Here is a 7,517-nt window from a genome sequence, read left to right on the forward strand (position 1 = left end):
GACGGTGCGGGCCCCCTCTCGCTTCGGCCGGCCCGCTAGCCCAGCAGGCCGCCCACCAGGCCCGGCTGGCCCGAGGAGGAGCCGTCGCCGGTGCCGCCGGTCGAGCCGGAGCCGCCCGTCGCGGAGCCGCCGGACGTGGGGCCGGAGGTCGTGCTCGGTGCCTCGTCGGCCGGGGAGGACTGCCGGGGCGGGGCCTGGCCCGCGCTGCCCTGGGTCTGGCTGGGCGAACCGCCGGTGACGGTGCCGCTGCCCCGGGTGGCGTCCGGCCGGGTCGTGGTGCCCGCGGTGGGGCTGGCCGAGCCGGCCGTGGCGCCCTGGGTGGGCGACGTGGAGGCCGACGGGGTCTTCTTCTCCTGCCGCTTGGGTTCGCCCGGGAGCGGGGAGCCCGGCAGCTCGTTGCGCGGGGCCTCGCCGGGGCCGGGGACGACGACCCGGTCGGCGTCGCGGACGGCGCCGCCGAGCAGCGAGCCGACGAGCAGGGTGAATCCGGTGGCGATGGCGGTGACCAGGACGCCGCGGCGCAGCACGTAGCCGCGCAGGTCCCAGATGTCGGCGCGGGGCCCGAGGCGGCGCCAGGCGCTGCCGGCCAGTCGGCCGTCGACGGAGTAGACGGGGGCGCCGGCGATGATCAGCGGGGACCAGGCGGCGAGGTAGATGATGTCGGGCGTCTCGTAGGCGGGGACGCTCTTCCAGCTGACGGTCACGAGCAGCGCGGCCGAGAGCAGGGCGCCGAAGGCCGCGGCGACGCGCTGCCAGCAGCCCAGGACCGTCAGGACACCCACGATGACCTGAGCGAAGGCGATGACAAGACCGGAGCCGACCGGGTGCTGCAGGGCGAACTGGCGCAGGGGCTCGGCGACTTCCCAGGGATGCAGGGTGTTGAGCCACTTGACCATGGAGCCGCGCTTGCCGCCGTCGAAGTAGACGGGGTCGCACAGCTTGCCCATGCCGGCGTAGATGGAGATGAAGCCGAGGAACACGCGCAGCGGGAGCAGGACGACGCCGAGGTTCATCCGGCGGCCCGGATAGTAGGCGTGCCGGGCCGGGTCGTCCGCGTGGCGCCTGGGGGTCCGCCCGGTCTCGTCCGCGCCGGCGGTGAGGTCCTCGAAGTCCTCTTCCGTGTAGGCGGGTTCGTCGTAGGCGCTGCCGACGGTGCGCATGGGGGGCAGCAGCCGGGTGCCGTCGGAGTGGGTGCGCTGGGGGCCGACGACGGGGGTCTCGACGGTCTGGTCGAGGTCGTCCTCGTATCCGGCGCCGTAGCCGTCGCCCGGGTAGCCGGTGCCGCCGTAGCCCGTGCTCCCGTGGCCGGTGCCCGGGCGGGCCATGACCTGGGTGGCGCCGGCGTCGGCGGCGGGCTCCTCGGCGTGGCGGACGCTTTCGTGCCGTACGGCCTGGAGGAGCCGGTGCGCGCCGGTGTCGTCGGGCGCGGATCTGCCGCTCCAGACGACGGGCCGGCGGCGGGCGGTGGCCCCGTCCGCCTGGCCCCCGGCGGTGGTGACGGGGATGCGGGCGGTGTCCTCGCTGGCGGTCAGGTGCCGTGCGACCCGAGGGGACTGGACGCGACGCGTCGAGACGCCCAACTGCACGCGGAAAGACGCGTGATTGACGATGACCTGCGCCGGGTCGCTCGGCACCTTCACCATGCTCAGCGCGGGAGCGTCGTCGAGTCCCGACGAGCGGTCCCCCGTGGGAGTGCGGGGTGTTCTGGTGTCCACACTCATCTAACCGAGTGACGTCGCGATAGGACACTGCTTTGACCGGCCGGATCTGTCCGGACCCCGTCAAGCTTGTCCTTGTCGCCCCACCACCCCCCGAATTACCCCGTTCGGGTGAAGTGCCGGATGCCTGTTCAGCGACGTCGGCGAGCCGCCTCGTACAGCACGATCCCCGCCGCCACACCGGCGTTGAGCGACTCGGTGCCGCCCGGCATGGGGATCCGCACCCGGTAGTCGCACGTCTCGCCGACCAGCCGGGACAGTCCCTTGCCCTCGCTGCCGACGACGATGGCGACCGGCCCGCCCAGGGCCTCGAGATCGCCGAGCTCGGCCTCACCGTCGGCGGCGAGGCCGACGACCACGATGCCGGCCTTCTTGTACGCCTCCAGCGCGCGCGTCAGGTTGGTGGCGCGGGCGACGGGCGTACGGGCGGCAGCGCCGGCGGACGTCTTCCAGGCACCGGCCGTCATCCCGGCGGCCCGCCGCTCGGGTACGACGACGCCGTGCCCGCCGAAGGCCGAGACGGACCGGACGACCGCGCCGAGGTTGCGGGGGTCGGTCACCCCGTCGAGCGCGACGATCAGCGGGTCGGCACCCTCGTCGGCGGCGGCAGCGGCCAGGTCCTCGGGGTGGGCGTACTCGTACGGCGGGACCTGGAGCACGAGGCCCTGGTGGTTCAGCCCGTTCGTCATCCGGTCGAGCTCGGGGCGCGGCGCCTCCATGAGGTTGATGCCCCCGCGCTCGGCGGCGAGTTGCAGAGCCTCGCGCACCCGCTCGTCGCTGTCGATGAACTGCTGCACGTACAGAGTGGAGGCCGGCACGCCCTCGCGCAGCGCCTCGACGACGGAGTTGCGCCCGACGACGAGTTCGGAGGTGCCCTTGGCGCGCGGGCCCTTGGTGCGGCTCTGCGCGCGGCGCGACTTGGCCTGGGCGGCGCGCTGCTTGGCGTGTCCCTTGCGCGCCTCGGCGGGCGGCGTCGGTCCCTTGCCTTCCAGGCCCCGGCGCCGCTTGCCGCCACTGCCGACCTGCGCGCCCTTCTTGCCGGACATGCGGCGGTTGTTCGCGGCCATGAGCTACCCGTCTCCGTGAAGTGGTTCGTACGTACGTCTGCGTACGTCTGTTACGTCTGTGCCTGTTACGTCTATGCAGTGTGCCGCCCGGAGGCCCGGGCGGCACAGTCGATCAGCCGTGGGCCTTGTCTCAGCGGGGGCCGAGGCTCCAGCGCGGGCCCTGCGGGCTGTCCTCGATGACCAGTCCGGACTGGCCGAGCTGGTCGCGGATGGCGTCCGCGGTGGGCCAGTCCTTGCGGGCCCGGGCGGCCTCGCGCTGGTCGAGGACCATGCGCACGAGCGTGTCGACCACGCCGTGCAGGTCTTCGCCGCGGTCGCCCTCCCCGGCCCAGTGCTCGTCGAGCGGGTCGAGGCCCAGGACGCCGAGCATCGCGCGGACCTCGGCGAGCCGGGCCACGGCGGCTTCCTTGTCGTCGGCGGCCAGCGCGCTGTTGCCCTGCCGGACGGTGGTGTGCACCACGGCGAGCGCCTGGGGCACGCCCAGGTCGTCGTCCATGGCCTCGGCGAAGGCGAGCGGCACCTCGGCGGAGGGCTCGACGACTCCGGCCTTCTCCACCACGCGCTGCACGAAGCCCTCGATCCGCGCGAACGCCGACTCGGCCTCGCGCAGCGCCTCCTCGCTGTACTCGATCATCGAGCGGTAGTGCGGGGTGCCGAGGTAGTAGCGCAGCACGATGGGCCGCCAGCGCTTGACCATCTCGCTGACCAGGACCGAGTTGCCGAGCGACTTGGACATCTTCTCGCCGCTCATGGTGACCCAGGCGTTGTGCACCCAGTACCGCGCGAATTCGTCGCCGTAGGCCTTGGCCTGGGCGATCTCGTTCTCGTGGTGCGGGAAGACCAGGTCGAGGCCGCCGCCGTGGATGTCGAAGGCGGTGCCGAGGTACTTGTGCGCCATCGCCGAGCACTCCAGGTGCCAGCCCGGGCGGCCACGGCCCCACGGCGTCTCCCAGCTCGGCTCCCCCGGCTTCGCCGCCTTCCACATGGCGAAGTCCCGCGGGTCGCGCTTGCCGGTCTCGCCGGCGCCGGACGGCTGCTGGAGGTTGTCCAGCTCCTGGTTGGACAGCTCCAGGTAGCCCGGGAAGGAGCGCACGTCGAAGTAGACGTTGCCGTCGGCCTCGTAGGCGTGCCCGCGCTCGATGAGGCCGCGCATCATCTCGACCATCTCGGTGATGTGGCCGGTGGCACGCGGCTCGTAGGTCGGCGGGAGGCAGCCGAGGGCGTGGTAGCCGTCGTTGAACGCGCGCTCGTTCTCGTAACCGATGGCCCACCAGGGGCGGTTCTGGTCGGCCGACTTGGCGATGATCTTGTCGTCGATGTCGGTGACGTTCCGCACGAACGTGACGTCGTAGCCGCGGTAGGCGAACCAGCGGCGCAGGATGTCGAAGTTCAGGCCGGAGCGGATGTGGCCGATGTGCGGGGCGGCCTGCACGGTGGCACCACAGAGGTAGATCGAGACGCAACCCGGCTGGAGCGGGGTGAAGTCACGGATCTGCCGGGCGCTGGTGTCGTACAGGCGAATAGTCACGACACCAGGGTAGTAGGCCGTGGCGTATGTACGGCACCGTTCTCGGGTGCGGGTGCGTGGGGGCTTGTCGCGCCCACGCGGCGGAGCCGCAAATCAGACACAGCCCCGCCCCTAAGAGTCGGACCGGTCATCCCCGTTTCACGACCAGGGCCGTTGCTACCGCCATGAGGCCCTCGTCTCGGCCGGGAAAGCCGAGGCCGTCCGTGGTCGCGCCCGAGACCGATACCGGTGCTCCCGCCGCCTCCGACAGGATCTTCTGCGCCTCGTCCCGCCGCTTGCCGATCTTCGGTCGTGGGCCCACCACCTGCACCGCGACGTTGCCGATGCGGAAGCCCGCCTCGCGGACGATGCGGGCCGCCTCCGTCAGGAGGGCGACACCCGACGCGCCCGACCACTCCGGGCGGCCCGTGCCGAAGTGCCGGCCGAGGTCGCCGAGGCCCGCCGCGGAGAAGAGGGCGTTGCAGGCGGCGTGGGCGACGACGTCCGCGTCGGAGTGGCCTGCCAGGCCCGGTCCCTCGCCCTCCCACTTCAGGCCGGCGCACCAGAGTTCGCGGCCCTCCTCGAAGGCGTGGATGTCGGTGCCGATGCCGACCTGGGGGAGCAGGGGCTCGTCAGAAGCCATCGTTGAGCCTCCTGCGGGCCAGGACCGCCTCCGCGAGGACCAGGTCCAGGGGCCGGGTGACCTTGAAGGCCTCCTCGTGCCCGGGCACGGCCACGACCGTGAAGCCGAGCCGCTCGACCATGCCCGCGTCGTCGGTGACCTCGCCGGTCACCGTCTCGTGCGCCCGGACCAGCGTGGCCCGGTCGAAGCCCTGCGGGGTCTGCACGGCGCGCAGCAGCGCGCGCTCCGGCGTGGCGACGACCGGCTCCGGCTCGCCGGGGACCCGCGCGGGCTCGACCTGCTTGACGGTGTCGGCGAGCGGCAGCGCCGGGACCACGGCCGGGGCACCGTCCCGTACGGCCTCGATCACGGCGTCGACGGTGTCCACCGGCACCAGCGGGCGGGCCGCGTCGTGCACCAGGACGATGTCGTGGCCGGACGGCAGCGCGTCCAGGCCGAGCTTCACGGACTCCTGGCGGGTCTGTCCGCCGGGGACGACGAGGAAGTCCGTCCGCTCGGGCAGCGCGTGCGCGTCGAGCAGCGACTTGACCTCGGCGGCACCGTCGGGCGGGGCCACGACGACGACCAGGGAGACGGCGCGGGAAGCGGCCAGCGCGCGGACCGCGTGGATGAGCATGGGAGTGCCGCTCAGTGCGCGGAGCGCCTTGGGGGCGCCCGGGCCGAGCCGTACACCGCGGCCGGCGGCCGGGATCACGGCCGCCGTACGGGCTGCCGCGGGGGCGGCCGGCGGCGAAGGGCGTGATTCGTCAGACATCGGTTCCTGTCAGGTTTGTGTGCTGGCCTGGCGTGGGTATGGCCTGGAGGAGTGCCGGGCGCGACGCGCTCGACCGGACCCTTCCGTGACGCTGGTCGAGCCGGCTGCCCGGGCCCGGCACGCCAAAGCAAGCCGGGGCGTGAGTGATAACACATCCCGGGGTGACGGTGCACCGGCATCCGAGTACGAACATGCCGCAGCGCCCGGCGACAGGGAATTCGTCATCGGGCACCGCGGCATTTCGATGTGCAGCGTTGATCAAGCGTCTAGCAGAGTGCTGATCGACGGGTTTCGCCTCAGGAGGCGAGTACCTCGTCGAGCAGGGCCTCGGCCTTGTCCTCGTTGGTGTTCTCCGCGAGGGCGAGTTCGCTCACCAGAATCTGGCGGGCCTTGGCGAGCATGCGCTTCTCGCCGGCGGAGAGTCCACGCTCGCGCTCACGACGCCACAGGTCACGCACGACTTCCGCGACCTTGATGACATCGCCGGAGGCGAGCTTCTCCAGGTTTGCCTTGTATCGACGGGACCAGTTCGTGGGCTCCTCGGCGTACGGTGCGCGCAGCACCTCGAAGACCCGGTCCAGCCCGTCCTGACCGACCACATCACGCACGCCGACGAACTCCGCATTGTCCGCTGGCACACGCACCGTCAGGTCGCCCTGGGCGACCTTCAGCACCAAGTAGGTCTTGTCCACGCCTTTGATCTGGCGAGTTTCGATGGCCTCGATCAGCGCGGCCCCGTGATGGGGATAGACCACGGTGTCGCCAACCTTGAACGTCATGTGACAGGTACCCCTTCCGTGGCTATCCAGGGTAACACGGAAACTGCGGGTTCTGAATGGCGTTTTCGCAGGTCAGGGCATATCTCGGGGCTTGACAAGTCCGACAGGAACGTGCTTCGCCCAGGGGATGGAAGAAGGTATTCGCAGGTGGGAGCGGCTGTCCGGGCCGAGCGAAACGCGTACGTTACACACATCCGAAGCACCCTCCAGACGGCCGAACATCCCGATATGTCCCGTTCCGTATGATCGACTTCCGCTACTCCGTTCGGTGGCCCGAGCGGGGTTCCGGTCGAATCCGGAATTGATCACGAGGCCTCCCGGCGAGCCGTCGGTGATCAATTCCGAGGTGGTCCGCGCATTCCTTCACGGAAGTTTTGCGGTACCGCCCGGGGCTCTTATGTGAATGCCGGACGAGCACTCCGCCAATGTGACCCAGGAGTCACATGTGACACAGGAGTCAGTTCTGAGGCAGGCGGGATCAGAGGTGCCGGGGGGTCGGGTGCGGCCGTGCGGGAACGGCTCGGTAACCTGAGGCCTGCTGACACACACTTAGGGCGGCTTTATCGGCCGCTCTGCTCGAGTCAAGGAGTTGCCGCCGCCGTGAGCAGCAGCCTTCGACGCGGCGCCCTCGCCGCTGCCGCCGTCGCGTTCTCGATCGCCTCGCTCGCCGCGTGCGGCGCCGGCAACAACGCCCAGACACTGGAGATCAAGCCGGACAACGCGGCGACCAGCGTCGGCGACATCAAGATCCAGAACGCCGTCGTGATCACCCAGCCCGACCTCGAGTCGACCGGCCCGGCCGCGATCTCCGCGACCTTCTTCAACTCCGGCAAGACCGCCGAGACGCTGGAGTCCATCACCCTCCCGGGCACCGGCAAGAGCGCCGAGCTCAAGCCCGCCAAGGGCGGCAGCCTCAGCATCCCGGCCGGCGGTTCGCTGATCCTGGGCGGCAAGGGCAACGCCGTCGCCACCCTGCCGAGCAGCCGCGAGGCTGTGCCGTCCATGCGTCTGTCAAACGTCTTTCCCGGGCGCGTGGTTGCGTCAGAACA

At 71.3% G+C, this 7,517-nt stretch carries 6 protein-coding genes and 1 pseudogene; 1 reads left to right on the plus strand and 6 read right to left on the minus strand.

Going from position 1 to position 7,517, the window contains the following annotated elements; translation table 11 throughout:
* Positions 1-35: 35 nt before the first annotated feature.
* From ACWIF2_RS39270 to ACWIF2_RS39295, 6 genes are all read right to left on the minus strand, one after another.
* The gene (locus tag ACWIF2_RS39270; protein WP_454366324.1) at positions 36-1,721 is read right to left on the minus strand and encodes a DoxX family membrane protein; all 1,686 of its coding nucleotides are present in this window, start codon (positions 1,719-1,721) and stop codon (positions 36-38) included.
* A 128-nt stretch (positions 1,722-1,849) separates the two neighbouring features.
* Entirely contained in the window at positions 1,850-2,785 is a 936-nt protein-coding gene (gene rlmB, locus ACWIF2_RS39275) for a 23S rRNA (guanosine(2251)-2'-O)-methyltransferase RlmB (RefSeq protein WP_454366326.1), read from the minus strand.
* Between the two features lie 130 nt (positions 2,786-2,915).
* Positions 2,916-4,313: a cysteine--tRNA ligase gene (gene cysS, locus ACWIF2_RS39280; protein WP_454366328.1), complete on the minus strand. Its 1,398-nt coding sequence runs from the start codon at positions 4,311-4,313 to the stop codon at positions 2,916-2,918.
* Positions 4,314-4,440: 127 nt separating this feature from the next.
* Positions 4,441-4,935 (minus strand): 2-C-methyl-D-erythritol 2,4-cyclodiphosphate synthase, encoded by a 495-nt coding sequence (gene ispF / locus ACWIF2_RS39285; protein ID WP_454366330.1) that lies wholly within the window; start codon positions 4,933-4,935, stop codon positions 4,441-4,443.
* Positions 4,925-5,689, minus strand: coding sequence for a 2-C-methyl-D-erythritol 4-phosphate cytidylyltransferase (ispD, locus tag ACWIF2_RS39290; protein WP_454366332.1), 765 nt, complete (start codon positions 5,687-5,689; stop codon positions 4,925-4,927). The genes ispF and ispD overlap by 11 nt, the downstream gene beginning before the upstream one ends.
* A 296-nt stretch (positions 5,690-5,985) precedes the next feature.
* Positions 5,986-6,468 (minus strand): CarD family transcriptional regulator, encoded by a 483-nt coding sequence (locus ACWIF2_RS39295; protein ID WP_003953493.1) that lies wholly within the window; start codon positions 6,466-6,468, stop codon positions 5,986-5,988.
* 600 nt (positions 6,469-7,068) lie between these two features.
* Here ACWIF2_RS39295 and ACWIF2_RS39300 point away from each other — a divergent pair.
* Positions 7,069-7,517, plus strand: a pseudogene (locus ACWIF2_RS39300) (hypothetical protein); the annotation flags it as partial.

The sequence above is a fragment of the Streptomyces sp. NPDC055506 genome, from assembly GCF_053643595.1.

Coding starts and splice junctions, on each gene's coding strand:
- rlmB (WP_454366326.1), bottom strand. CDS start 2,785: ATGGCCGCGAACAACCGCCGCATGTCCGGCAAGAAGGGCGCGCAGGTC.
- ACWIF2_RS39270 (WP_454366324.1), bottom strand. CDS start 1,721: ATGAGTGTGGACACCAGAACACCCCGCACTCCCACGGGGGACCGCTCG.
- ACWIF2_RS39295 (WP_003953493.1), bottom strand. CDS start 6,468: ATGACGTTCAAGGTTGGCGACACCGTGGTCTATCCCCATCACGGGGCC.
- ispD (WP_454366332.1), bottom strand. CDS start 5,689: ATGTCTGACGAATCACGCCCTTCGCCGCCGGCCGCCCCCGCGGCAGCC.
- ispF (WP_454366330.1), bottom strand. CDS start 4,935: ATGGCTTCTGACGAGCCCCTGCTCCCCCAGGTCGGCATCGGCACCGAC.